Origin of the sequence: Listeria sp. LM90SB2, from assembly GCF_028867355.1 — a bacterium.
GTDB classification, from domain to species: domain Bacteria; phylum Bacillota; class Bacilli; order Lactobacillales; family Listeriaceae; genus Listeria; species Listeria monocytogenes_B.
In genome coordinates this window covers 1,327,208-1,353,374 of record NZ_CP046449.1, presented here as the reverse complement: position 1 = coordinate 1,353,374, position 26,167 = coordinate 1,327,208, and the positions used below count along the sequence as shown (strand labels likewise).

At 37.7% G+C, this 26,167-nt stretch carries 26 protein-coding genes; 7 read left to right on the top strand and 19 right to left on the bottom strand.

The window, feature by feature from the left end; all coding sequences use genetic code 11:
* Positions 1-21: 21 nt before the first annotated feature.
* From rbfA to pyrH, 15 genes are all read right to left on the bottom strand, one after another.
* On the bottom strand, positions 22-366 hold the full coding sequence (rbfA, locus tag GL301_RS06740; protein WP_003719600.1) for a 30S ribosome-binding factor RbfA: 345 nt from the start codon (positions 364-366) through the stop codon (positions 22-24).
* Positions 367-382: 16 nt separating this feature from the next.
* Positions 383-661 (bottom strand): DUF503 domain-containing protein, encoded by a 279-nt coding sequence (locus GL301_RS06735; protein WP_003726538.1) that lies wholly within the window; start codon positions 659-661, stop codon positions 383-385.
* Entirely contained in the window at positions 658-3,006 is a 2,349-nt protein-coding gene (gene infB / locus GL301_RS06730; protein ID WP_003727494.1) for a translation initiation factor IF-2, read from the bottom strand. The genes GL301_RS06735 and infB overlap by 4 nt, the downstream gene beginning before the upstream one ends.
* A gap of 22 nt (positions 3,007-3,028) precedes the next feature.
* Positions 3,029-3,328 carry a YlxQ family RNA-binding protein gene (locus tag GL301_RS06725; protein WP_003722455.1) on the bottom strand — a complete coding sequence of 100 codons (300 nt, stop codon included), beginning with the start codon at positions 3,326-3,328 and terminating at the stop codon, positions 3,029-3,031.
* Positions 3,321-3,605, bottom strand: a complete 285-nt coding sequence (gene rnpM, locus GL301_RS06720) for an RNase P modulator RnpM (protein WP_003726536.1) — start codon at positions 3,603-3,605, stop codon at positions 3,321-3,323. The genes GL301_RS06725 and rnpM overlap by 8 nt, the downstream gene beginning before the upstream one ends.
* A gap of 14 nt (positions 3,606-3,619) precedes the next feature.
* Entirely contained in the window at positions 3,620-4,738 is a 1,119-nt protein-coding gene (nusA, locus tag GL301_RS06715; protein ID WP_003727495.1) for a transcription termination factor NusA, read from the bottom strand.
* Between the two features lie 29 nt (positions 4,739-4,767).
* A complete protein-coding gene (gene rimP, locus GL301_RS06710) occupies positions 4,768-5,235 on the bottom strand; it encodes a ribosome maturation factor RimP (protein ID WP_003726418.1) in 468 nt (155 codons plus the stop codon).
* Between the two features lie 181 nt (positions 5,236-5,416).
* Positions 5,417-9,751 carry a PolC-type DNA polymerase III gene (locus tag GL301_RS06705; protein WP_003726417.1) on the bottom strand — a complete coding sequence of 1,445 codons (4,335 nt, stop codon included), beginning with the start codon at positions 9,749-9,751 and terminating at the stop codon, positions 5,417-5,419.
* Between the two features lie 105 nt (positions 9,752-9,856).
* Positions 9,857-11,563, bottom strand: a complete 1,707-nt coding sequence (locus tag GL301_RS06700) for a proline--tRNA ligase (protein ID WP_003726416.1) — start codon at positions 11,561-11,563, stop codon at positions 9,857-9,859.
* A 40-nt stretch (positions 11,564-11,603) separates the two neighbouring features.
* Positions 11,604-12,866: an RIP metalloprotease RseP gene (gene rseP, locus GL301_RS06695; protein ID WP_010958886.1), complete on the bottom strand. Its 1,263-nt coding sequence runs from the start codon at positions 12,864-12,866 to the stop codon at positions 11,604-11,606.
* Between the two features lie 13 nt (positions 12,867-12,879).
* Positions 12,880-14,022 (bottom strand): 1-deoxy-D-xylulose-5-phosphate reductoisomerase, encoded by a 1,143-nt coding sequence (locus GL301_RS06690; RefSeq protein ID WP_003726414.1) that lies wholly within the window; start codon positions 14,020-14,022, stop codon positions 12,880-12,882.
* A 14-nt stretch (positions 14,023-14,036) separates the two neighbouring features.
* Entirely contained in the window at positions 14,037-14,825 is a 789-nt protein-coding gene (locus GL301_RS06685; RefSeq protein ID WP_003727496.1) for a phosphatidate cytidylyltransferase, read from the bottom strand.
* Positions 14,826-14,838: 13 nt separating this feature from the next.
* A complete protein-coding gene (locus GL301_RS06680; protein ID WP_003727497.1) occupies positions 14,839-15,597 on the bottom strand; it encodes an undecaprenyl pyrophosphate synthase in 759 nt (252 codons plus the stop codon).
* Between the two features lie 230 nt (positions 15,598-15,827).
* The gene (gene frr / locus GL301_RS06675) at positions 15,828-16,385 is read right to left on the bottom strand and encodes a ribosome recycling factor (protein ID WP_003723450.1); all 558 of its coding nucleotides are present in this window, start codon (positions 16,383-16,385) and stop codon (positions 15,828-15,830) included.
* Positions 16,385-17,113 carry a UMP kinase gene (gene pyrH, locus GL301_RS06670; protein ID WP_003723449.1) on the bottom strand — a complete coding sequence of 243 codons (729 nt, stop codon included), beginning with the start codon at positions 17,111-17,113 and terminating at the stop codon, positions 16,385-16,387. Before pyrH ends, frr begins: the two co-directional genes overlap by 1 nt.
* Positions 17,114-17,405: 292 nt before the next feature.
* Between pyrH and GL301_RS06665 the strand changes: the two genes are divergently transcribed.
* The 5 genes from GL301_RS06665 to GL301_RS06645 are packed head-to-tail and all read left to right on the top strand — an operon-like array spanning position 17,406 to position 21,526.
* Complete coding sequence (locus GL301_RS06665) at positions 17,406-17,780, top strand: hypothetical protein (protein WP_070298281.1); 375 nt, start codon at positions 17,406-17,408, stop codon at positions 17,778-17,780.
* The gene (locus GL301_RS06660) at positions 17,758-18,963 is read left to right on the top strand and encodes an SNF2-related protein (RefSeq protein ID WP_012681273.1); all 1,206 of its coding nucleotides are present in this window, start codon (positions 17,758-17,760) and stop codon (positions 18,961-18,963) included. Before GL301_RS06665 ends, GL301_RS06660 begins: the two co-directional genes overlap by 23 nt.
* Complete coding sequence (locus tag GL301_RS06655) at positions 18,953-20,257, top strand: phosphoadenosine phosphosulfate reductase (protein ID WP_003726670.1); 1,305 nt, start codon at positions 18,953-18,955, stop codon at positions 20,255-20,257. Before GL301_RS06660 ends, GL301_RS06655 begins: the two co-directional genes overlap by 11 nt.
* Before the next feature lie 9 nt (positions 20,258-20,266).
* Positions 20,267-20,773: an IbrB-like domain-containing protein gene (locus tag GL301_RS06650; protein ID WP_003726669.1), complete on the top strand. Its 507-nt coding sequence runs from the start codon at positions 20,267-20,269 to the stop codon at positions 20,771-20,773.
* A 21-nt stretch (positions 20,774-20,794) separates the two neighbouring features.
* Complete coding sequence (locus tag GL301_RS06645) at positions 20,795-21,526, top strand: class I SAM-dependent methyltransferase (RefSeq protein WP_003726668.1); 732 nt, start codon at positions 20,795-20,797, stop codon at positions 21,524-21,526.
* A 48-nt stretch (positions 21,527-21,574) separates the two neighbouring features.
* On the opposite strand, the gene GL301_RS06640 is transcribed toward GL301_RS06645, so the two are convergent.
* The 4 genes from GL301_RS06640 to yneA form a co-directional block, all read right to left on the bottom strand.
* A complete protein-coding gene (locus tag GL301_RS06640) occupies positions 21,575-21,814 on the bottom strand; it encodes a YneF family protein (protein ID WP_003726667.1) in 240 nt (79 codons plus the stop codon).
* Between the two features lie 220 nt (positions 21,815-22,034).
* Positions 22,035-24,029 carry a transketolase gene (gene tkt, locus GL301_RS06635; protein ID WP_003734516.1) on the bottom strand — a complete coding sequence of 665 codons (1,995 nt, stop codon included), beginning with the start codon at positions 24,027-24,029 and terminating at the stop codon, positions 22,035-22,037.
* Positions 24,030-24,175: 146 nt separating this feature from the next.
* The gene (locus GL301_RS06630; protein ID WP_003734517.1) at positions 24,176-24,403 is read right to left on the bottom strand and encodes a DUF896 domain-containing protein; all 228 of its coding nucleotides are present in this window, start codon (positions 24,401-24,403) and stop codon (positions 24,176-24,178) included.
* A 93-nt stretch (positions 24,404-24,496) separates the two neighbouring features.
* Positions 24,497-24,826 (bottom strand): cell division suppressor protein YneA, encoded by a 330-nt coding sequence (yneA, locus tag GL301_RS06625; RefSeq protein WP_003734518.1) that lies wholly within the window; start codon positions 24,824-24,826, stop codon positions 24,497-24,499.
* A gap of 156 nt (positions 24,827-24,982) precedes the next feature.
* Between yneA and lexA the strand changes: the two genes are divergently transcribed.
* Both lexA and GL301_RS06615 read left to right on the top strand, forming a co-directional pair.
* Positions 24,983-25,597: a transcriptional repressor LexA gene (lexA, locus tag GL301_RS06620; RefSeq protein ID WP_003723438.1), complete on the top strand. Its 615-nt coding sequence runs from the start codon at positions 24,983-24,985 to the stop codon at positions 25,595-25,597.
* 30 nt (positions 25,598-25,627) lie between these two features.
* The gene (locus GL301_RS06615) at positions 25,628-26,152 is read left to right on the top strand and encodes a GNAT family N-acetyltransferase (protein WP_003734519.1); all 525 of its coding nucleotides are present in this window, start codon (positions 25,628-25,630) and stop codon (positions 26,150-26,152) included.
* Positions 26,153-26,167 lie beyond the last annotated feature (15 nt).

Sequence of the window (26,167 nt, the reverse complement as noted above, 5' to 3'; positions counted from 1 at the left end):
ACTGCCTTAAACTTTTATTTATTATTGATCGTTATTTAAGTCGCGAAGCAATTCATCGATTCGATTTCCGTAAGCGATGGAATTATCTATTTCAAAAGACATTTCTGGAACTTTACGAAGTCGAATACGGCGACCGATTTCAGAGCGGATAAAGCCATGCGCTTTCGCAAGTGCGAGTAACGTATTTTCTTTTTCCTTATCTGTACCAAGAATGGAAATGAACACCTTAGCTTCTTGTAAATCACCAGTAACATCAACTCCTGTTACAGTAACAAAACCTAAGCGCGGGTCTTTAATTTTACGATTTAAAATATCGCCCAATTCTTTTTTCATTTGCTCACTGACACGATTTGCTCGAACGTTCAAGTGTATTCACCTCTTTTTATAACTTCTCCATAACTGTCTCGGCGCGTTCCCACTCAGGAAAAGAATCAAGAAAAGCAAGTACTTCTCTGGCTTCTTTTTCTGCTTGGATGTGCGAGGAAGATACGATAGCAAAGCTAATTTCCGCTCGCTGCCATAAATCCTGATAATCCGTTTCAGCAATGGAGATATTGAATTTTTGTTTTGCTCTCGTTACTATTCGTTTCAGGATAGCTCGTTTTTCTTTGAGGTTTTGCGGTTCCTGCATGAAAAATTCACTAACGACTGATTGAATCATTTTCTTTCAATTTCTTCCATAACGTACGCTTCAATGACATCATCTTCTTTGATATCGTTGAAGTTTTGTACTGTGATACCACATTCGTATCCTTTTGCAACTTCTTTCGCATCATCTTTAAAGCGTTTAAGTGTAGCAATTTCGCCTTCAAAGACAACAATTCCGTCACGGATAATACGAACGCCACTATCACGAGTAATTTTACCATCTGTTACGTAACAGCCGGCAATTGTACCCACTTTGGAAACATTGATTGTTTGACGAACTTGCGCTTGACCAATAATTTTTTCTTGGAATTCTGGATCAAGCATCCCTTTCATCGCTGCTTCAATTTCATCAATGGCTTTATAGATAACACGGTGTAAACGAATGTCTACACTTTCGTTTTCTGCTGCTTCACGAGCTTGAGCGGTTGGACGAACATTAAATCCAATAACAATTGCATTAGAAGCTGCAGCAAGTGTGATATCTGATTCATTGATAGCACCAACAGCAGTATGAATAATTTTAACGTTAACACCCTCTACATCAATTTTGCGAAGAGATGCAGCAAGAGCCTCTACAGAACCTTGAACGTCTGCTTTAATAATAACGTTAACTTCTTTCATTTCGCCAGCTTTCATATGTTCAAATAAGTTGTCTAAACTTACGCGGTTGGTTGCGGAACGTTGTGCTACTAACGCACGGCTTGCACGAGTTTCACCGATATTTCTTGCTGTTTTTTCATCTTCAAAAACAACAAAGCGATCGCCAGCTTGCGGCACATCATTTAATCCAGTGATTTCAACTGGTGTACTTGGACCAACTTTTTTCACGCGACGGCCTAAATCATTGACCATTGCACGAACACGACCAAACGTGTTACCAACAACAATTGGGTCTCCAATATTAAGCGTTCCATCTTGTACTAGTAGAGTCGCAACTGGACCGCGGCCTTTATCAAGTTCTGCTTCGATAACAGAACCGATAGCACGACGATCTGGATTTGCTTTTAATTCTTCTACTTCAGAAACAAGTAAAATCATATCTAACAAGTTTTCAAGACCTTCACCGAATTTAGCTGAGATTGGCGCGAAAATTGTATCGCCACCCCATGCTTCAGGAACTAATTCATATTCTGTTAGTTCTTGCATTACGCGGTCAGGGTTTGCTTGTGGTTTATCAATTTTGTTGACAGCAACAATAATTGGCATTCCCGCAGCTTTTGCGTGGTTGATTGCTTCAATTGTTTGTGGCATAACACCATCATCTGCTGCTACAACTAAAATCGTAATATCCGTGATTTGTGCACCACGAGCACGCATTGCAGTAAAGGCAGCATGTCCCGGTGTATCAAGGAAAGTGATTTTTTTGTCATGGATTTCAAGTTGGTAAGCACCGATATGTTGGGTGATACCACCAGCTTCTCCTAAAGTAACTTTTGTATTACGAAGGGAATCTAGTAATGTTGTTTTACCATGGTCAACGTGTCCCATAATAGTAACAACTGGTGGGCGTTCAACAAGTTTAGACTCGTCAACCGCTTCATTTAGTTCATTTTCAAAGTACACATCTAAATCTGTTACATCGACTTTAATTTCTTCTTCTACTTGCACACCGTAGTCATCACAAATTAGTTCGATTGCATCTTTATCTAATGATTGGTTAATCGTTGCAACAACACCAAGCATAAATAGTTTTTTGATTAGTTCAGATGGTTCTCTGTATAATTTTTTCGCTAATTCCGCTACTGTTAGAGATTCGCTGAACACAATTTTTTCAGGAAGTTCTTTTGGTTTTGGCGGAGTTGGCGGTACTGTACTGTGGTTTAGCTTCCCTTTCTTCTTCGTGTTACGACCTTTATTATTAAAATTGCCGCCACGATTCGGGCGATTGTTACCGCCTGGACGGTTTGGATTGCCGCCGCCTGGACGATTGCTGTTGTTATTGTTGTTGCGTTTTTGTCCGCCAGCTTGTTGTTGGTTACCACTTGATTGTGTTTGTTTACTTGTATTTGCTGGTTTGTTTGTCGCTGGTTTTGCACCTTGGCTTTTGTTTGCAGTTGCTGGTTTATTAGCTTGCCCTGCTGGGTTATTTGGTTTATTCGATTTTTCATTACTATTTGTCATATTTGGTTTGTTTGGCCCCTTACTATTTCCATTTTCGTTGCTAGTAGTTTCTTTCTTTGGTGCTTCGGCTTTTTTATTTGTGCCATCAATGGCATTATCTAATTGTCTTAATGCATTTTCATTAATCGTGGACATGTGATTTGCCACTTCAATACCTAAGTCTTTTAATGCTTCAATGACTTTTTTGCTTGATACTTGATGTTCTTTTGCGTATTCATATACACGAACTTTACTCATGTCGTACACCTCCGTATAAGATTCAACCGAGTAATTCTGCTAATTTAACAGCAAATCCTTTATCAAGTATGGCAACTATTGCACGTGTGTCTTTGCCGATTGCACCCCCTATCATTTCCCGGGTACCGGCTTTTTTCACGACAACATTGTAGTATTCACACTTGTTGCGGATTGTTTTCTCGGTTTTTTCGGATATATCTTCTGAAATGAGAACCATTTTTGCTTTCCCATTTCTAACTGCTTTTAGTACTAATTCTTCACCAGTGGTAATTTTACGTGCTCGGTTAGCGAGGCCTAATAAGGAAAGTGCTTTTTTATCCATTCGTTGGTTCCTCGAGAGACTTCACATAAGTAATTAACTCATCATAAAAGGACTCTTGTTCCGGCATTTTTAGTTGATGAAAAATGGCGTTTTTCTTTTTCGCTTTTTCGCATACTTCTACACTTTTAATAATGTAGAAACCGCGTCCAGGTGCTTTGCCTGTAGGATCTATCGTAAGCGCTCCGTCTTTCGAATACGCAATACGAAGAAGTTCGCCTTTTGGCAAGCGTTCACCGGTAATAATACATTTTCGAAGGGGGATTTTTTTATTACGCATGATAATTCTCCTTTTTACTCTTCATCTTCTGTATAAGTTTCGCTCTCTGCATCTTCCACTTCTGGCGCTTCTACGTCATTACGAGGATAGATGCCTAGTTCAGTTGCAACTGTTTCACTTTTAATATCAATTTTCCAACCAGTTAGTTTTGCTGCTAAACGGGCATTTTGACCACGTTTACCAATTGCTAGTGATAACTGATAGTCTGGTACGATTACCGTTGTTGCTTGGTCTGCTTCGTTCACAATAACATCTAACACTTTGGAAGGGCTAAGTGCATTGGCTACGAATGTGAAAGGATCTTCTGACCATTCAACGATATCGATTTTTTCGCCTTTAAGTTCATTGACGATCGTTTGGACACGTGCGCCTTTTGGTCCTACACATGCGCCAACTGGATCTACTTCTTCATTTGCAGTGTAAACAGAGATTTTAGAACGATCTCCTGCTTCGCGTGCAACAGACTTGATTTCTACAACGCCGTCATAGATTTCAGGTACTTCCATTTCAAAAAGACGTTTCAGTAAACCAGGGTGTGTACGGGATACAAAAATTTGCGGCCCTTTTGTCGTCTTTTCTACTTTTGTTAAATATACTTTGATGCGGTCATGTGCATGATAAGTTTCGTTTGGCATTTGCTCGTTTTGGGACAAAATTGCTTCGATTTTACCAAGGTTTACATAGATAAAACGAGAATCTTGACGTTCAACAATACCAGTCATAATATCATCTTCGCGATCGATAAATTCATCGTAAATGATGCCACGTTCCGCTTCACGAACACGTTGGGTTACAACTTGTTTCGCTGTTTGAGCTGCGATACGGCCAAAATCTTTTGGTGTTACTTCAAGCTCCACGACGTCACCTGGTTTGTATACTGGATTCAGTTTGTGTGCTTCTTCCATAGAGATTTCAAGGCGAGAATCAAATACTTGTTCTACTGCTTCTTTTCTAGCTAAAACACGGATAGAACCATTTTCCATATTTAAATCTACACGTACGTTTTGTGCATCTTTGAAGTTTCTTTTATACGCGGATGTAAGAGCAGCTTCAATTGCTTCTACTAAAACCTCTCTTGAAATACCTTTATCATGTTCTAACACATGAAGAGCATCTAATAATTCTGTGCTCATTTTTTATTCAGCTCCTTATTCTTTGCTTTTTAAAATTGAATTGCGAGTCTTGCTTTGGCTACTTTGTCTTTAGGAATTTCACAAGTGATTTTGCGTGTTTTGTCCGTGATAGTAATAACGAGTGTTGTCCCGTCATAACTAACAAGCGTTCCTTCCCACATTTTACGGCCATCAATTGGTTCATATGAAGTAACGTGAACATATTTACTTACCGCATTTTCAAAATCTTGCTCTTTCTTCAGTGGACGTTCAGCCCCAGGAGAAGATACTTCTAAAAAGTAGTTTTGTGTAATGGGGTCATTTTCGTCCATTTTTTCACTAACTTTTTCGCTCACGGCTGCGCATTCATCGATATCTACGCCACCATCTTTGTCAATAAAAATTCGTAAAAACCAATTTGGACCTTCTTTTTCAAAGGCAATATCTACGAGTTCTAGTTGAAGTTCATCCGTGATTGGTGTAACAATTGCTTCTACTTGTTCTAGTACTTTACTCATTTCAGCCTCCTTAAGAGATACGCTTTTCCAGCTAATTCGTCCCCTACTTCTGCCACAGGTGACTCTTTGACAGATTTGCAAAACGAAAGCGTGGGCATTGGCCCACGCTTGGCTGAGTTATCGTAGTATTTCTTAAATAAGTTTATCACAAATTGTGACTACAAGCAAGTTTTGCCCATTTTTAGAATAGTGACAACTGATTTTGATCAGGCAATCCTTCCAAGCATCCTTGATCATCCATGTACTGAATGATTGTTTTGGATACTTTTCCGCGCTGTTGTAAGTCTTCTTTCGACAAAAACTCTCCATTTTCACGAGCGGCAACTATTTGTTTTGCTACATTGGTTCCAAGACTTGGAATCGCATTGAATGGCGGAATAAGTGAGTCTCCGTCAATAATGAACTCATCAGCAGACGATTTATACAAATCAACTTTTTGGAAATGGAATCCTCGAGCTAGCATTTCATTCGCAATTTCTAAAACGGTTAATAAGTTTTTCTCTTTCGTTGAAGCTTCCATCCCTTTATCATTTACTTCTTTCATGGTTGCTTTCACGGCTTCTTTTCCGTTTACCATCGATGTTAAATCGAAATCATCGGCACGAACGGTGAAATAAGTTGCATAAAAATATAGTGGATAATGTACTTTGAAATAAGCAATCCGGACTGCCATTAAAACGTAAGCGGCAGCATGGGCTTTGGGGAACATGTATTTGATTTTTTTACAAGATTCAATGTACCAAAGTGGCACTTTATTCGCCATCATTGCTTCTTCCATTTCTTCCGTTAAGCCTTTCCCTTTACGCACAGACTCCATGATCTTAAAGGCTAATGAACTTTCTAGCCCTTGATAAATTAGGAAAACCATAATATCATCACGACAACCAATTACATCTGGCAGTTCGCATGTTTTGTTTTTGATTAATTCTTCCGCATTTCCAAGCCAAACGTCCGTCCCGTGGGAAAGACCAGAGATTTGTACTAGCTCAGAAAATGTTGTTGGTTTAGTTTGTTCTAGCATTTGTCTTACAAAACGCGTCCCAAATTCAGGGATTCCTAATGTTCCTGTTTTTGAATCAATATCTGCAGGCTTAACACCAAGTGACTCTGTAGACCCAAATAGTTTCATGACATCTGGATCATCGGTTGGAATCGTTTTTGGATCGATACCGCTTAAATCCTGTAACATCCGGATAGCAGTCGGATCATCGTGTCCAAGTATATCTAATTTTAATACGTTATCATGAATCGAATGGAAGTCAAAATGGGTCGTTTTCCATTCTGAGTCCGTCGCATCAGCTGGGAACTGCACCGGTGTAAAATCGTAAACATCCATATAATCTGGGATAACGATAATACCACCTGGATGTTGCCCGGTAGTTCGTTTAACGCCTGTACACCCAGCGACGAGTCGATCAATTTCTGCCCCGCGAATAGTCATATTCATATCGCGTTCATAATTTCGAACATAACCAAAAGCGGTTTTCTCTGCAACGGTACCAATCGTCCCCGCACGGAAAACGTAATCCTCACCAAAAATTTCTTTTGTATAAGCATGGGCTACCGGTTGATAATCCCCTGAGAAGTTCAAGTCAATATCGGGTACTTTATCCCCTTTAAATCCTAAGAAAGTTTCGAAAGGAATATCTTGGCCTTCTTTTTGATAAGGGGTTCCGCAGTGCGGGCAATCTTTATCCGGTAAGTCAAAACCAGAACCAACCGAACCATCATCAAAGAACTCAGAATCCTTACAATTCGGGCAAAGATAATGTGGTGGAAGTGGGTTTACTTCGGTAATTTCCGTCATTGTAGCAACGAAAGAAGAACCGACCGATCCCCGCGAACCAACCAGATAGCCATCTACAAGTGATTTCTTAACAAGCTTATGTGAAATGAGATAAATAACTGCGAAACCATGGCCGATAATACTTTTCAGCTCTTTTTCTAGTCTAGCTTCCACGATTTCTGGCAGTTTCTCACCATAAAGTTGATGTGCCATCGCATAACTCATATTTCGAACTTCGTCTTCTGCACCATCAATTTTTGGTGTATATAATTCGTCTTTGATTGGTTTAAGGTCTTCCATCCAATCAACGACTAAATTCGCATTAGTTACAACAATTTCTTTTGCTTTTTCTTCACCAAGGAAGGCAAATTCTTTCAACATTTCATCCGTTGTACGGAAATGAACATCAGGTAATTCAGCCCGATTAAGCGGATTTGCTCCTCCTTGCGAATGGATTAAAATTTTACGATAAATTTTATCCACTGGATCTTTGTAATGTACATTACCTGTTGCAACGACAGGTTTTCCAGTTTTCTCACCGACGCGGACGATATTTTTCAATATTTCTTCTAAAGCTTTTTCGTCACGAACTAGTTCACGTTCAATAAGCGGTGCATAAACTGGCTTCGGTTGAACTTCAATGAAATCATAGAACTCCGCTACTTTTTCTGCAGCTTGCATCCCTTTTTGCATCATTGCTTCAAATAATTCTCCTTGGCTACAAGCAGTTCCAATAATTAAGCCTTCGCGTAATTTTTTTAGCTGCGAGCGAGGAATACGTGGTACCCGGTAAAAGTAATTAATATTGGACATCGTAATTAATTTAAAGAGATTCTTCAAACCAACAGCCGTTTGTGCGTAAATTGTGGCGTGGAATGGTCGCGCGCGCTTGTATGCGTCGCCTTCTCCCATATAGTCATTTAAAGAATCGTGAAAATCGATGTTGTGCATTTCTTTCGCATCTTTAATTAACTTCCAAGCCAAATACGCTGTAGCTTCCGCATCAAAAACAGCCCGGTGATGTTGTTCAAGAATAATATTGAATTTCTTTGTCAAAGTATTCAAGCGGTGATTTTTAAAATGTGGGTAAAGAAAACGTGCTAATTCTAATGTATCGACAACCGCATTTTCTGCTTTTTCTAGTCCAACTTTTTCATAAGCAGTGTTAATAAAACCCATGTCAAAAGAAGCATTATGGGCCACAAGAATATCATCACCGCTCCATTCTTTAAATCTTTTTAAAACAACATCAATTGGATCAGAACCTTTTACCATGTCATCTGTAATACCAGTTAAATTAATAGTGGTTGCAGAAAGCGGGTGTCCAGGATCAATAAAAGCTTCAAATTTATCAATAATTTCACCATTTTTCATTTTTACGCCAGCAAGTTCGATAATCGTATCATAAACGGCGGATAAACCTGTTGTTTCAACGTCAAATACGCAATATGTTGCATCTTCCAAAGCAATATGTTGATCGTTATAAGCGATTGGCACACCATCATCTATAAGATTTGCTTCGATGCCAAAAATAACCTTTAAGCCATACTTTTGCCCTGCTCCATACGCTTCTGGGAAAGATTGGGCAACAGAGTGATCAGTAATAGCAATCGCTTTATGTCCCCAATCAGCAGCTTGTTTGAACAGTGAATCAACAGATGAAGTGGCATCCATTTGACTCATTGGAGAATGAAGATGTAGTTCTGCGCGTTTTTCTTCAGCAGTATCAAGACGCTTCACTCCAGCGATTTCATTGACATCTTGCGCCATCATGATTAAGTCCCGCACGAATGTATCGTTTTGAACGCTTCCTCTAACTTTAACCCACATACCTTTTTTCAAATTCTGGAACATCGCCGCATCCTCGTTATCACGAGAAAACATTTTTATAATCATTGAACTTGTATAATCAGTAATTTTGAATTGTAACAAACTACGACCACTGCGAAGCTCTCTAATTTCTGTCGCGAAGATTAAGCCTTGAACGGTAATACGTCGCTCCTCATCATAAATGTCCCCAAGACGTTTAACTTCTTCATCGTCTTTAATTTTATAACCAATTTGGAACGGACCAGTTAGTGGAGCAGCTCCACCGCCACCGCTTTGCCCTTCTGCTTGTCGTTTTTGCATAACTTGCACAGCTTCAGCGGCTTTTTTCTGATCTTCTTCTTGTTTGGCCAGTGCAAAAGCTTTATATTCCTCTGTTTCAGACTGGTCAAGCAAGTGCATTTTCATGGCAAGGCGTGGAAATCCAGCTTTCCCGTAACTTTCAATAATTTTCGTCTGGAATCGTTGCTGAATAGTCGCTTCTTCCATGTCATTATGAACCGCTACTTCAATAAAATGAGGTTCTTTAAATGTAGGTTTTTGCTCCATTAAAAGCTTTCCAATCATCGGTGACTGCTTCCCAATTGGCTCTACGATTAAGTTCCAATAATCCTGAATGAGTGTTTCGTCAATTGTTTGATTTTCTGGAACAATTTGCATTTCTGTTTCCGCAATTTGGCTGAACGCACGCTTCATTCCAACATCCATCATATGGAAAAGTGCTGCTGGAAAAATTTGTGGAACGTGTAAATGAAATTGCCATGTTTTATTTTTCTTGTCGGCAACGAGTTTTTCGATTTTAGCATCTTTTGTAAATTCTTCGTAAGTTGTTACATCTTGTAAACCGATTTGTGTCATTAACAGCTGAAATCGTTCTTGTTTTTCTTCCTCTTTTGCAGTCATTCCGAATAACACCCCTTCATTTAAATTTATAAAAGCCAGATGTCCCTCATAACCCGTTTTTATAGGAACGAGTGAAGTTTCATCTGGCACGAATTGCTCAATAAATTATTTATCTCCAAAGAGTATAGGCAGCGTGTTTAGTAACTCATCTTGACGAACTTCAATCATTTCGCCAGTTTTTCTGATTTTCACTTCAACTACGCCTTCTGCTGCTTTTTTACCTACTGTAATACGAATCGGTAAGCCAATTAAATCTGCATCAGCAAATTTAACTCCAGCACGCTCTGCACGATCATCGATTAACACACTGAACCCAGCATCTTGTAAAGAGCTATAAAGTGTTTCGGCAAAAGCAACTTGCTCTTCGCTCTTCATATTAACGGGAATTAAATGTAAATCAAATGGGCTAATTTGTTTATCCCAAACAAAACCATTTTCATCATTTGATTGTTCAGCAATGGCAGATAAAATACGTGATACGCCAATTCCGTAACAACCCATAATAATTGGCTGTGCTCGACCATTTTCATCTAAAATAGTTGCATTCATTGCTTCACTATACTTCGTTCCAAGTTTGAAAATATGCCCAACTTCGATGCCTTCAGCAAACTTGATTACGCCTTGACCATCTGGAGATAAATCACCAACTTGAATCATCCGTAAATCAAAATAGCTAGTAACGGAGAAATCGCGATCTGGATTCACGTTAATATAATGGAAACCATCTTCGTTTGCACCAACTACCGCATTAACGATATCTTTCACAGCATTATCTGCAAAGACGCGCGTGTTTTCAGGAACATTGATTGGTCCTAGGGAACCAAAATTAGCTCCTAATAGTTCAACAGCAACAGCTGGATCCACTAATTCTACATTGGTTGCATCTAATGCGTTTTTGATTTTAATATCATTTACTTCATGGTCACCGCGAACGAGAACCATTATGACTTCATCATCGACTTGATAAAGCATCGATTTCATTGTTTTTTCAATTGGTACTTCTAAAAACTCAACGATATCAGCAATCGATTTTTGATCAGGAGTCGCAACTTTCTCCATATCTTTTTCTAGTTCATGCGATTTTTTCTCCATATATAAAACTGGAGCCATTTCTGTGTTGGCAGCATAATCGGAAGCATCGCTATAAGCAATTGTATCCTCGCCAATATCAGATAATGCCATAAATTCTTTTGATTCATTCCCACCGATAGAACCAGAATCCGCAATAACAGAACGGAACTCAAGACCACATCTAGTGAAGATATTCGAATAAGCTTGGTGCATTAAGTTATACACTTCATCCAAACTTTCACTGGTTGCGTGGAAAGAATAGGCATCTTTCATTATGAATTCGCGACCACGTAATAGACCGAAGCGTGGACGTTTTTCATCCCGGAACTTAGTTTGAATTTGGTATAAAGTAAGCGGCAAACGTTTGTAAGATTTAACTTCATCGCGTAAAAGTGCAGTTATAACTTCTTCATGGGTTGGCCCAAGCGCAAAGTCGCGAGAAGCGCGGTCTTTTAGGCGCATTAATTCTGGGCCGTAATCGTTCCAACGACCAGATTCCTGCCAAAGTTCCGCAGGCTGAAGCGCAGGCATTAACAGTTCTGCAGCGCCAATTGCTTCTAGCTCTTCACGAATAATTGTTTCGATTTTTCGTAACATCAATGTTGCAAGTGGTAAATAACTATAAATCCCACTAGCCGTTTGTCTTATAAAACCAGCACGAAGAAGTAATTGGTGACTCTTTACTTCTGCATCCGCTGGTACTTCTTTTAATGTTGGTATAAATGTCATCGTTTGACGCATTTAAAACACCCCTTTTTCCCTTTATTAGTCTATCTCTTTTTTAGAAAAATGCACGTTGAATATCGTTCCATGTCACAAGAATCATCAGAACCATTAAAAGTGCAAATCCAGCAAAATGGATAATGCCTTCTTTTTTAGGGTCAATTGGTTTGCCGCGAACGAGTTCGTATAAGAAGAACATTAAACGTCCGCCATCTAGTGCTGGTAACGGTAGTAAGTTAACAATTCCTAAGTTAATACTTAAAACAGCCGTCCAGTTTAGTACAGTCATAAAGCCATATTGAACGACTTGTTGCGTACTTGTGTAAATCCCTACTGGGCCATTTAGCATATCGAGCGAAAATCCGCCAGTAAACATGTTTCCTAGAATCGAAAATATTTGTACAATCCAATTCCATGTTTGCGTAAATCCATTCGTAATTTTAGCAGTAAAAGAGGAGTCCATTGGTGTCTCTACACCGATTTTTCCTACGTCTTTGCCATTTTCTTTTTGTGTTGCGGGTTTGACATCGATATCTTGTGTCTTGCCCTCTCGCTCAATTTTGAAGTCAAGTGTTTTTCCGGGGTTTTCCGAAACACTTTGAACAATATCGGTCCAAGATTTCGTTTCTTTTCCATTGATGGAAAGAACCTCATCCCCTTTTTTTAGACCAGCTTCAGCAGCAGCCCCGTCCGGTAGAACATTCCCAAGCGTATTATCGGTGCTTGGAACGCCCCCTTGTACAAAAGCAAGTGCTGTGAAAATTAAAATAGCTAAAATAAAGTTAAAAAGCGGTCCAGCAAAAATGGTCATTGCCCGGTTTCCTAATGATTTAGCATTAAAAGAACGGTCATATGGCGTAATCATCGTTTCGATTTTACCATCAATGACTAAGGCATCACGCTCTACCTGATAGCGAACTTTCTTGGTGTCATCGTAATCTTCGTAGCCTTCAATGAAAAGTTCTTTCTCTAAATCACAGAGAGAAACTTCTATTGGCTGCGCGTTTACATATTGATCTTTACCATTAACAATGATTTTGCTAACCGTTTCTTCCGGAGTTAATTCTAGCCCTACTCGGTAACCAGGTTTTAGCTCGATTTCCTCGCCATCTTCCCCAGCCATCCGAACGTAACCACCAATCGGCAATAAGCGAATCGTATATTGCGTTTCTTTTTTACGATAAGCAAAAATTTTCGGTCCAAAACCAATTGAAAAGTCTTTTACCATAATTCCAGCACGTTTTGCAAAAAGAAAATGTCCTAGTTCATGGAAAAATACAATCAGTCCGAATACGAAAATAAAAGCAATAATAGTTGTCAAAATAGCTTCACCTCTATAAAAGTGTCTTTACATACGCGCGTGTTTCTTGATCGACTTGTAAAATGGTATCCAAGTCAGGGTCAGAAATGCTAGTATGACGATTCATTGCATTCTCAACAAGTGCTTCAATATTATAAAAAGCCACCTGTCCATTTAAAAAGCCAGCCACAGCAATTTCATTTGCCGCATTCAAAACTGTCGGCATTGTTCCACCTATTTTACCAGCATTATACGCGAGTTTCAATGCCGGAAATCTTTCATAATCCACTTTTTCAAAATGAAGTGCGGAAAAATCAGTAATCCGGAATTCTTTTTCATACGGTATATAAAGTCTGTCGGGATAGGTTAAAGCATATTGAATTGGCATCCGCATATCTGGCGTTCCAAGTTGTGCGATGAAACTTCCATCCACAAACTGCACCATAGAATGGATAATACTTTCGCGCTGGATAACGACTTCTATATCATCGTAGTCCACACCAAACAGCCAGTGCGCCTCCATCACTTCTAAACCCTTGTTAAACATCGTCGCTGAATCAATTGTTAATTTATTCCCCATATTCCAGTTCGGATGTTTTAACGCTTCTTTCACCGTAACCTCGCTGAGTTGTTCCCTCGTCTTATCTCGGAAACTTCCACCGCTCGCTGTCAAAACTAGTTTTTCGATTCTTTCCGTATTTTCTCCGTTTAATGCTTGTAAAATAGCAGAATGTTCGCTATCAACAGGTAATAGTGAAATGTTTTTTTCTTTCGCCGCACGCATGACTAAATGTCCAGCCGTAACAAGCGTTTCTTTATTAGCAATTGCAATGGCCTTCCCAGCTTCGATTGCATCTAATGTCGGAAGTAAGCCAACGCTCCCCATAACTGCATTTAAAAGCACATCTCCATCTAAATAGGTCGCTACTTCTCTAAGCCCTTCTAAACCATTAAAAAATTTCACGTTTGGGAATTCTGCTTCTAATATCACACGATCTCTCGTATGCCAAACAGCGACCATTTTGGGTTTAAATTCTTTTATAATCGCCCTACCACGTTCCATATTACGCCCAAAACTAAGCGCAACAATTTGAAATTTTTCAGGGTTTTCGCGAATGATTGCAAGCGTTTGTGTTCCAATAGAACCAGTTGCACCTAGCAAAATAATTTTTTTCATTATCCCATCTCCAATTAAATAATTTGAAGTATATGTAGCAGAGGTAAAACGAACAACAAGCTATCAAAGCGGTCTAAAATACCACCATGCCCTGGTAAGATTTTCCCAGAATCTTTTACACCATAAAAGCGTTTCAAAGCAGATTCGACCAAGTCTCCCAACTGTCCAAAAATAGAAAGAAAGACTAAAAGCGCTAGTACGAGTGCAATATTTCCTGGTAGCTCAGCAAAATAATAAAAGCCCCCAGCAATGACAAGTGCACATACAATCCCGCCGATAAACCCTTCCACCGTTTTGTTTGGGCTAACATTCGGAGCTAATTTGTGTTTTCCAATCGCTTTTCCAATAAAATAAGCCCCTGTATCAGTTGACCAAACAATAAATAAAGCAAAAAGTACATACATTAACCCAGCTTCACGAGTTAATGCCAAGTAATGGAAACCAAATCCTGTATAAAAAGCGGCAACCATACAAATACCAACTTGATCAAAATGGAATTTATTTCGTGAAAATACAGTATTAGCGAGTAATAAAGCCATTAAAATAAAAATAACTTCCATTTCAGTAATATGCAGTGTATCTAAAAAGTCCAAATATCTATCTGGCACGACAACTAACCACATTAATAGTAAAGTAATTATTCCATTCATCGAAAAAATTCGTTGTTTTGTCATTACAAGTACTTCATATAAAGCAATCGTTGCTAGTAAAATACTTAATAGTTCAAATGGAATTCCTCCGTAGACAACGAATGGAATAAAAAATATAAGCGCAACAACTGCAGTAATAATTCTCGTTTTCAATCTTTTTTCCTCCCTAGAGCCCTCCAAAACGACGTGACCGGTTTTGATATTCAATAATTGCCTGTAAAAAATCTTCTTTTGAAAAATCAGGCCAATGTGTATCCGTAAAATAAAACTCACTATACGCCAGTTGCCAAAGCATAAAATTACTTAATCTAAGCTCCCCACTCGTCCGAATCAACAAGTCAGGATCACCCAAACCGCTACTCATCAAATGATCATTTAATTTTTCTTCTGTCAGATCATCTGCACTTTTCCCTTCAAGCTCTAATTCTTTCATCGCTTCTTTGGCAGCAGTAATAATTTCTGAACGTCCACCGTAGTTAAGTGCAAAGTTAAGCGTAAGCCCTGTGCAATGCGCTGTATCAGCTATGGCTTTCTCTACGGCACGCATCGTATGATTAGGTAAATTTTCTCTGTACCCCATCACATTAACACGAACATTTTCTTCAATCAACTCTGGTACAAAAGAGTCAAAAAATTCTACAGGAAGTTTCATTAAAAAATCCACTTCATCTGTAGGTCTCTTCCAATTTTCAGTTGAAAATGCATAAAGCGTTAAAACATCGATGCCAATTGCATTAGCATAACGTGTCACTCGCTTTACGACATCCATACCTTCTTTATGCCCAGCAATGCGCGGCAAAAAACGTTTCTTCGCCCACCTTCCATTCCCATCCATGATAATAGCTACATGGCGCGGGATAGGTAAATCTTCTGCAAGTTCACTATTTAATATATTTTCATCTTGTCGAAATAGCTTTTTAAACATCATAAATCCTCCAATTGATACACTTCTTAGAGCATGTCTATACCTATAATAACAAAAAAGAATCAATTAATGTACTAAAAATTCCATGTGAACAGATGAGAGTTTCATGAGAGCGATGGAATTGCCCATTAAAAAACATTCCTAACCCAACACATATGGAAAGAATTAGGAATGTCGCTTCAACTTAAAAGGTGTTTAACCCTATTTGTTACTATTTGTAAAAGTATCAATTAAACTTCTAAGATTTCCGCTTCTTTGTCTTTCGTGATGCTATCGATGTTCTTGATGCTTTCATCTGTTAATTTTTGAACGTCTTCACCATAAGAACGCAAATCATCTTCTGTGATGTCGCCATTTTTTTCTAGTTTTTTCAATTCTTCATTAGCTTCACGACGAATGTTACGGACAGCAACTTTCGCTTCTTCAGCTTCTTTTTTCACTTCTTTAACCAACTCTTTACGACGTTCTTCCGTTAATTGTGGAATAGATAAACGTAGTACAGAACCATCATTATTTGGAGTCAAACCTAAATCTGATTTCAAAATTGCTTTTTCAATTTCACCTAAAATAGTTTTATCGTAAGGTGTAATTAGTAACATTCTAGCTTCAGGAACGCTGATAGAAGCCATTTGGTTCACTGGGGTAGCTGCTCCGTAATAATCTACAGATAAACGGTCAAGTAGTGATGCATTCGCACGACCAGCGCGGATTGTACCTAATTGTCTTGTTAATGCTTGTTCTGCTTTTTCCATTTTTTCTTTGGATTTCGATAATACTTCTTTACTCATTATTTTTTCCCCCTAACAGTAGTCCCGATTTTTTCACCTAAAATAACACGTTTAATATTATTGCCTTGTTCTGTAAACGAGAAGACGATTAATGGAATATCGTTGTCCATACTTAGAGAGGACGCAGTTGTATCCATAACTTCCAATCCTTCTTTAATCACATCAAGGTAAGATAACTCTTCGTATTTTTTCGCATTTTCATCTAGTTTTGGATCAGCATTGTAGACACCATCTACATTATTTTTCGCCATTAAGATAACATCTGCTTCGATTTCAGCCGCTCTAAGTGCTGCCGCTGTATCTGTGGAGAAGTATGGGTTACCTGTTCCACCTGCAAAAATAACGACGCGACCTTTTTCAAGGTGGCGAATCGCTTTTCGACGAATGTAAGGCTCAGCAATTTGGCGCATATCAATGGAAGTTTGCACACGCGTTGCTACTCCAATGTTTTCAAGGGAATCTTGTAAAGACAAGGAATTCATGATAGTCGCAAGCATACCCATTTGGTCGGCCGCTGCACGGTCCATTCCCATTTCACTACCAAGTTTACCGCGCCAGATATTCCCGCCGCCAACAACGATAGCTACCTCTACTCCTAGTTCTACTACTTCTTTGATTTGAGCAGAAATCAAATTGACCACGCTCGGATTAATTCCAAAGCCATCATTTCCGGCAAGTGCTTCACCGCTTAATTTTAATACAACTCGTTTATAATCTGGGGTATCCATAATAGCCTCCAATTTCATATTCTATTCATAGATAGAAGAGTTTTCCATCCACCATTATCTATTCTACTAAAAAGCTGGCTATTACAAAAGTGTTTTCTACCAAAAAATAAAAAAACATTTAAATTTACTCCTAGTCTTCCTTTTTTTATGCGTAATTTTTATTATTTATAATAATTTTTCCATCCATTTAAACAGTTTTATCCTTAACTTTAATATTATTTGTGATAAAATAAACGCATAAATAGATAAAAGTGAACGAAAACGACAAAACACATAGGAGCATTAGATATAAATGGTAAAATGGCACAAAATTTATACATATAGCGAACGAGTAGAACAATGGGATAATCAAACAATTATTGAAATGCCCTCTGAAAGTGAATATGAAGGTTATTTTTTCTTGCTACCTAAAAAGATGGTGTATTCACTTACACCAGAATATAGTTATTTTTATTTTCCAGATACATGGAACTTCTTTTTAAAAAAACACACAGAAAAGAAAGAACTAAGTGTCTCCAATATGATTCTTTACTTTAAAAAAGAAAATGACGAGATAATGCAGTTTTTCCACACAAAAAAAGTAAACGATAGCATTGTCAAAGTGCGTACCCATATTCCTAAAAAAATAGAAAAAGATGTGATAATTGAAAATGACCTTATTAGATAACCAGAAACAAGCATTAATAAAACTCAAAAAATATAAGGTTGGCGCTCTATTTATGAAACCAGGAAGTGGGAAAACACGGGTAGCTTGCGAGTTAATAAATGATGTAAACCCAGATTATGTTTTATGGATTACCCCTTTTCAAACTAAAGAAAATCTCGAAATTGAAATAAGCAAATGGGGTTATTCATTCCCTCAAGAAATTATCGGCATTGAGTCTCTCTCCAACTCAGATAGATTATACCTGTATTGCCGAAACAAACTCAAAAATTCCACCAATAGTTACATTATTATGGATGAAAGCCTAAAGATAAAAAATATCCATGCACTTCGAACACAACGAGCGATTAAACTTTCTCGTCTGGCTACCTATAAATTAATTATGAACGGAACACCTCTTAGTCGTAATATTTTGGATTTATGGTCACAGCTAGAATTTCTATCTCCTAAAATATTAAATCTAAGTTTTTCCCAGTTCAAAAAAACTTTTTGCGAATACGTCACCATTACACAACTAACACAAAGTACGCAACAATCAATGGATATCATTAAAAAATATCATAATTTAGAGTACTTATATAAATTAATCACCCCTTTTATATTTACTTCTTCGCACGAATTAGCCGTCAAATGGCATTATATTCGTCATGATTTTTCCATTGATGAGGAACTTTTAAAGCAATATTATGAAATAAAAGAAGACTATCTCCAAAAAGCTGCCGCATATACAATCAACATTAATTTTTTAGAAATGTCTCAAGTAATGCAACATTGTTACTGTCTTTCTTCTGAAAAATTTACTATTACAGAATCATTAATTGCCGGAAAAGAAGAAACAACGATTATTTTTTGCAAATACAGACGTTCAGAAGAAGCATTGCAGCAAGCATTTCCAAATGTAAAAATTACTACTTTTGCCAAATCTTCTTACGGACTCAATTTGCAATTTTATAATCAAATTATTTATTTTGATAAAACGTTTGATTATTCTCAGCGTGATCAATCAGAAAGGCGGATTTACAGAACTGGGCAAACACAAGACTGCTACTATCATGATTTAAGCGGTAATGTCGGTCTGGATTCTCTTATTGATACAAATATTTCTAAGAAAACAAGCTTATTGCAAGAATTTAAAAAAGAACTCTCACAAAAAAATTCTTTTGAGGTGATAATGGATGCTTTCTAGAACAGTCTTTGATGCTTCCCAAGAAAGAATGGAAGCGATTTTTTCTGAATTCGATAATATTATTGTGTCGTTTTCGGGTGGTAAAGATAGCGCAGTAATGCTCCATCTCATGATTGACTACATGCGGAAAAATAATATTCGCAAGAAAATATATGTATATCATTTAGATTATGAAGGTCAATACAGCGCTACAACTGATTTTGTTACTGAAATGCTTACAACTAATTTAGATATCATCGAACCACTTTGGTGTTGTCTTCCCATCGCGGCACAATCAGCTGTTTCGATGTTCACCGACCACTGGAAACCGTGGGAAAAGACCAAGCAAAACATCTGGGTTAGAGATATGCCCACCTTTCCACACGTGATTAATGAAGACAATGCCCCGTTTGACTTTGATTTTGAAAACCTTTGGGATTATGAATTTAATAAAAAAATAATTAACTGGTTACATACTAAAAATAACGCCCAAAAAACCATTGCTTTGATTGGTATAAGACAACAAGAATCTCTTAATCGCTATAACGCAATTCATAAAAAAGAACGAATGTATAAAACATACAATTGGACGACCGAAATTTCCAAAAACATTTACAACGCCTATCCAATTCACGATTGGCAAGTAGAAGATATATGGGTCGCAAATGCAAAGTTCAATTGGTCTTATAATAAAATTTATGATTTATTTTATCATGCTGGCCTAACTGTGCACGAGATGCGTGTCGCCAGTCCTTTTAACGATGCTGCTACAGAAAGTCTTAAACTGTACAGGGTCATCGAACCTGCGCTTTGGTCCAAATTAGTCGGCCGGGTGAATGGCGCCAATTTCACTGCCATATACGGTGGCACTTCCGCAATGGCTTGGAAAGAAATTAAACTACCTAAAAATCATACTTGGAAATCATATTTGGAATTTTTACTCACAACTTTACCAAGTTACACTAGAGAACGCTATTTAAAAAAATTCAAAACAAGTATTACCTATTGGACCGAAAAAGGTGGTGCTTTAAAAGTAGAAATTGTAGAAGAATTAAAAAATTTAGATATACAAGCAGACTTCCTAGGTAAACCACAAAATAACCGAGTATATACTAATCCAATGGAAATCGTTCGTTTTAAGGAGTATCCAGACGATTTGAAAATCAAAGAATTCGCAAGCGTTCCTACCTACAAACGCATGTGCATAGCAATATTGAAGAATGATTATACCTGCAAATATATGGGATTCGGCCAAACAAAATTGGAATTAGAAAAAAGAAAAAACGCATTAGAGAAATATAATAATATTTTATGAGGTGAACTAATGAATTACAAGAGCCCAGTATATAGCGTTACTCCCATTCACTACACAAAATTACAAGCAAATAATTATAATCCCAACACTGTCCCCGCAACCGAACTCAAACTACTTGAAAAATCAATTTGGGAAGATGGGTTTACGCAACCAATTGTTTGTTATCCCTTGGAAGACAGCGATAAATATGAAATAATAGATGGGTTCCACCGTTACACTATCATGAGAACCTCTAAACGAATTCGAGAACGAGAAAATGAATTCTTACCAGTAGTCATCTTAGAAAAGGACACCGTGAATCGAATGGCCTCTACAATACGTCATAATCGTGCGCGCGGATTTCATAATGTCGAATTAATGTCCAACATTGTTAGTGAACTTGTAGATAGCGGGATGTCCGATAGTTGGATTATGAAAAATATTGGAATGGATGCTAATGAAATCTTACGCTTAAAACAAGTGAGCGGACTTGCTCACCTCTTCTTAGATAAAGAATTCAGTCACACATCTGATTAATTGATGAAAAGAGGTTTAATAATGAAAGAAAATAAATACGATGACAAACATTTTTTCGAACAATATAGCCAAATGCCTCGCTCGAAAGAAGGATTAAAAGCAGCTGGTGAATGGCATGAACTTAAAAAAATGCTTCCTGATTTTAACCAGAAAACAGTCCTTGATTTAGGGTGTGGCTTTGGATGGCACTGTATCTATGCAGCTGAACATGGTGCAAAAAAAGTACTTGGTATCGATTTATCCGAAAGAATGCTTACTGAGGCTAAACGAAAAACTACATCGCCAGTGGTTTGTTACGAGCAAAAAGCCATAGAAGATATAGCTATTGAACCAGATGCATACAATGTTGTTCTGAGTTCCCTTGCACTTCATTACATTGCTTCTTTTGACGACATTTGTAAGAAAGTCTATATTAACCTAAAATCTAGTGGGTCTTTCATTTTCTCTGTAGAACATCCGGTATTTACGGCAGATGGAAGACAAGATTGGTATACGGATGAAACAGGTAACAAATTACATTGGCCCGTTGACCGATATTTTAATGAATCTATGCGAACAAGCCATTTTCTTGGAGAAGATGTCCAAAAGTATCACCGAACAGTTACTACTTACATCCAAACATTACTGAAAAATGGCTTTCAAATTAATAGTGTTATCGAACCGGAACCAGCTCCTGAATTAAAAGATTTACCCGAAATGCAAGACGAATACCGCCGCCCAATGATGCTACTCATTTCAGCAACGAAACAATAATAAAAAACCCCTTCTAAATCAATAGAAGGGGTTTACTTTGTTAAAATATTATTTCTTAGTTTTCTTTGGTTTTTCTTTTTCTTGCTGTTTGTTCATCGCACTCATCATTTGATTGATTTTCTTTTGTGATGGTTTTTGACCCATTTGTGCCATCATCATTTGTAACATTTGTTCGTTAATTGGCGGATTGTTTTTTAAATAGCTCATCATGTAACGTCTTGCAATAAAGAATCCTCCCGCAAGACCAGCTAGTAAACAAATAATGCCGACAAGAATGTAAATCCACATAGTCTCTTTTCTCCTCCTTGAAACAAAATCCTCTTTTATTGTACTTGATTTATATTAAACAGACAATACTTTTCAAGAAAACTTATCATCTAGATCAATTTATCAATAAAAGCTGCAAACAACCTCGTAATTATACCATTAATGGTACTACGGCGCAATCTAAAAAAAGCATAAAAAAACAGACCGCTCTAGAAAAATTAGCAACGGTCTGATTGTTTAATTAAAGTGATTTTACTGTATTAACTACGTTTTCAACAGTAAAGCCGTAATTCTTAATAACTGTTTCACCTGGAGCAGAAGCACCAAATTTGTCAATTCCGATAACTTTACCATCTAAACCAACATAACGTTCCCATCCAAAGCTAGCGCCCATCTCTACTGCTACACGTTTTCTAACAGCATTCGGTAATACACTTTCTTTGTACTCAGCAGATTGTTGCTCGAATAGATCAAATGATGGCACACTGACAACTGATACATCTGTTCCTTGAGCTTGAAGTTCTTTTTGCGCTTCAATAGCTAAGTTAACTTCAGAACCACTCGCTAGGATGATTGCTTCTGGCACGTCACCTTTAGCTGGGGAAATAACATAAGCACCTTTTTTAACGCCTTCTGCAGTTAATTTAGCAGAATTTGGTAGTGTTGGTAGGCCTTGACGAGTAAGAACAAGTACATGCGGTGTAGATGTAGAAGTGATAGCAAGTTTCCAAGCCTCCACAACTTCATTTCCATCAGCAGGACGAATAACAGAAAGCCCTGGCATTGCACGTAAGCTTGCAAGTTGTTCGATTGGCTCATGTGTTGGGCCATCTTCCCCAACTGCAATACTATCATGCGTCATTACATAGGTTACTGGTAAATGTTGAATAGCTGATAAACGAATAGCAGCACGTACATAGTCAGAGAATACGAAGAATGTACCACCGTATACTTGTAATCCGCCGTGAAGTGCCATACCATTTAATGCAGCGCCCATCGCAAATTCACGAACACCAAACCAAATGTTTCTTTCAGCTGGAGTCGCTTTTGTAAATTCACCGTCTGTTTTAATTGTTGTATTATTCGAACCTGCAAGGTCAGCAGATCCGCCAAAAATAGTTGGGATTTTTCCAGCTAACGCATTGATAACTTCTCCACTGGAAGCACGGCTAGCAAGTGCTTTTGAATCATCATATACTGGAAGATCCTCATCCCAATCAGCTGGTAACTTGTTGTTCAAGCTATCTTCTAATTGTTTCGCAAGCTCTGGATATTCTGCTTTATAGGAAGCAAATAACTCATTCCAAGCTGTTTCTGCTTTTTCACCACGTTCGCCAATTGTTTCTTTAAAGCGAGCAGTAACTTCTTCAGGAACAAAGAATTTCTCTTCGTAGTTCCAACCATAAGCTTTTTTCGCTTCTAAAATACCTTCATCGCCTAGTGGAGCACCGTGAACTTTACTTGTACCGGCATTTGGAGCACCAAAACCGATAACAGTTTTCACTTCAATCATAGTAGGTTGAGAAGTGTTTTGTTTCGCTTTTTCGATTGCTGCTAAAATTTCAGCTGTATCATTACCGTCTTTTACTAATAAATGTTCCCAGCCATAAGCTTCAAAGCGTTGTTTTACATTTTCAGAGAAAGATTTGTCTAAATCACCATCAAGAGAGATATCATTGGAATCATAGAGAACAACTAATCTTCCTAATTGTTGATGACCTGCATAAGAAGCCGCTTCTGAAGCAACACCTTCCATTAAGTCACCATCTCCGCATAGTGCATAAGTATAATGATCCACTACCGGGAAACCATCTTTATTATATTTCGCTTCTAAATGTCTTTCTGCCATAGCCATACCAACAGCCATCGCAATACCTTGACCAAGTGGACCAGTAGTTGCGTCTACACCATCTGTATAACGATATTCTGGGTGACCAGGAGTTTTACTTTCCCATTGACGGAAATTTTTAAGATCTTCTAATTCTAATTTGAATCCACTTAAGTGTAATAAACTATATAAAAGCATTGAGCCGTGTCCAGCAGAAAGTACAAAACGATCTCGGTTAAACCAATGTGAATTCTTAGGGTTAGTATTTAATACACGCGACCAAAGTGCGTAAGCCATTGGTGCTGCTCCCATTGGTAATCCTGGATGACCAGAATTTGCTTTTTGAATTGCGTCCATTGATAATGTACGAATTGTATTCACTGCTAAACTATCTGTGTTATCGAACAAATGAAACATCCTCTCTTCAATATAATTTTAACTACTTTTAATAATAAGCCTAAAAAGCAATTAACACAACTAATAATTGCTTTAAATTGCTTAATTGATTGGTATTTTTGTTCATTTGCTCATTAATGTTTATTTGGTACTAATTATTAGTGCTTATTTTTTCTAAGTTGTTTCACTTTATGCGGCGTTACATCTGTTCCATTTGGGTCGATTATCGTTGTATTTTCTATTGTCCCCTTCATATGCGTACGAAAAGACTTGATGTATTCTTTTCTTAATTTATCTTGCTCCACTTTTTCTGTAGCAGTTAATGTTCCGGCTTTTTTCTTTTTAGAAAGCTCATTAATACGATCTATTTTAGCTTTTTCTAGCATCGTTATTCTCCTTTTCTTCTATAGAATAAAAATAAGAAAGCAGCATAATCGCTACTCTCTAATATTATATCATAAACGGCCACTAAATCGACCTTACTGGTTTGCTAGTTGAATCGTACTATCACTCTTTATTAATTTTGTTTTGTGTACAGGAATAACTACTGATTCTCCTGCTTCCACATGACCGTCAGCTAAATTATTTTCTTTTTCTACCCAGCTAACAAAATCTGCTTTTGCCATATCACTTTTCCCTGCATATTGATCTGCTAATGCCCATAAAGAATCCCCTTCACTTACGTTCACTTCTGAATAGTCGTTTCCCCCGCCAACTACAGTACACATTAAAATGATTCCTAGTACGATGCAAGTAAGTACAAATATAATAGAAACATAAAATTTATCCCAAATTAATTTCATAGTCATTAATAATCCCTCCAAAAAGAATGTATGTTCGCTTTTCTATATTATAGAACAGCCGTTCGTGTATGTCAATAAAAAAACGAACCTTTGTTTGCATATTGGTTTTTCTTTTGCTATACTTGAATTATAAAATAACCATTAAATCAATGAGGTGAAACCATGAAAATATCTAAACGCCAACAAGATATATATGAATTTATAAAATCAGAAGTAAAAGAAAAAGGTTATCCACCTTCCGTCCGCGAAATTGGTGAAGCAGTTGGCCTTGCTTCCAGCTCTACTGTTCATGGACATCTTGCTCGCCTTGAAGGTAAAGGCTTAATTAGACGGGACCCAACAAAGCCTCGTGCGATTGAAATATTATCTTTAGAAGACGAAGCAGAGACACCCAATGTTGTAAATATTCCTATTATCGGGAAAGTAACTGCTGGAATGCCCATCACTGCAATTGAGAACATTGATGAATATTTCCCACTACCAGAATACATGGCAGCTGGCGAAACCAATGTCTTCATGTTAGAAATCGACGGCGAAAGTATGATTAATGCCGGAATCCTTGATGGTGATAAAGTAATCGTTAGACAACAAAGTTCTGCAATCAATGGCGAAATCGTTGTAGCGATGACAGATGAAAATGAAGCTACATGTAAACGATTCTACAAAGAAGCTAATCATTTTAGATTACAACCCGAAAACGATGCTTTGGAGCCTATCCTTTTAAACAACGTAACAATTCTAGGAAAAGTAATCGGACTTTATCGAGATATTCGCTAATTTTATTCGTTTGAACAGGTGGTTGAGAACATGATTTATTTTGAAACTGAACGGCTTATTGCAAGAGATTATTTAACAAACGATTATCTTCCTTTTAGTCAAATGAATGCAGATGAGCAAGTAATGAAATACTTCCCAGCCAGATTAACTCAAAACGAAAGTAATGCATTTCTTGATAGGATTCAAGAAGAATTAAAGTCACTTGGATATGGTCTCTTTGCTATTGAAGTTAAATCGACTGGCGAATTCATCGGTTTTACTGGATTTCATGAGGCTACTTTTGAAGCTACATTCACTCCATGCACGGAGATAGGTTGGCGATTAAAACATAGCGCTTGGAACCAAGGCTATGCCACCGAAGCCGCACTTGGCGCGTTAGCACTTGCTGAAGAAATCAACACTATTAACGAAATATACAGTTTTACCGCCGCACTCAATAAACCTTCAGAAAATGTCATGAAAAAAATCCATTTAACAAAAATAGCTACTTTTGAACATCCCGCTTTAGTAAATGGCGATCCACTAAAGCCCCATGTTCTTTATAAGAAGGCATAATAAAACCCCCTGTAC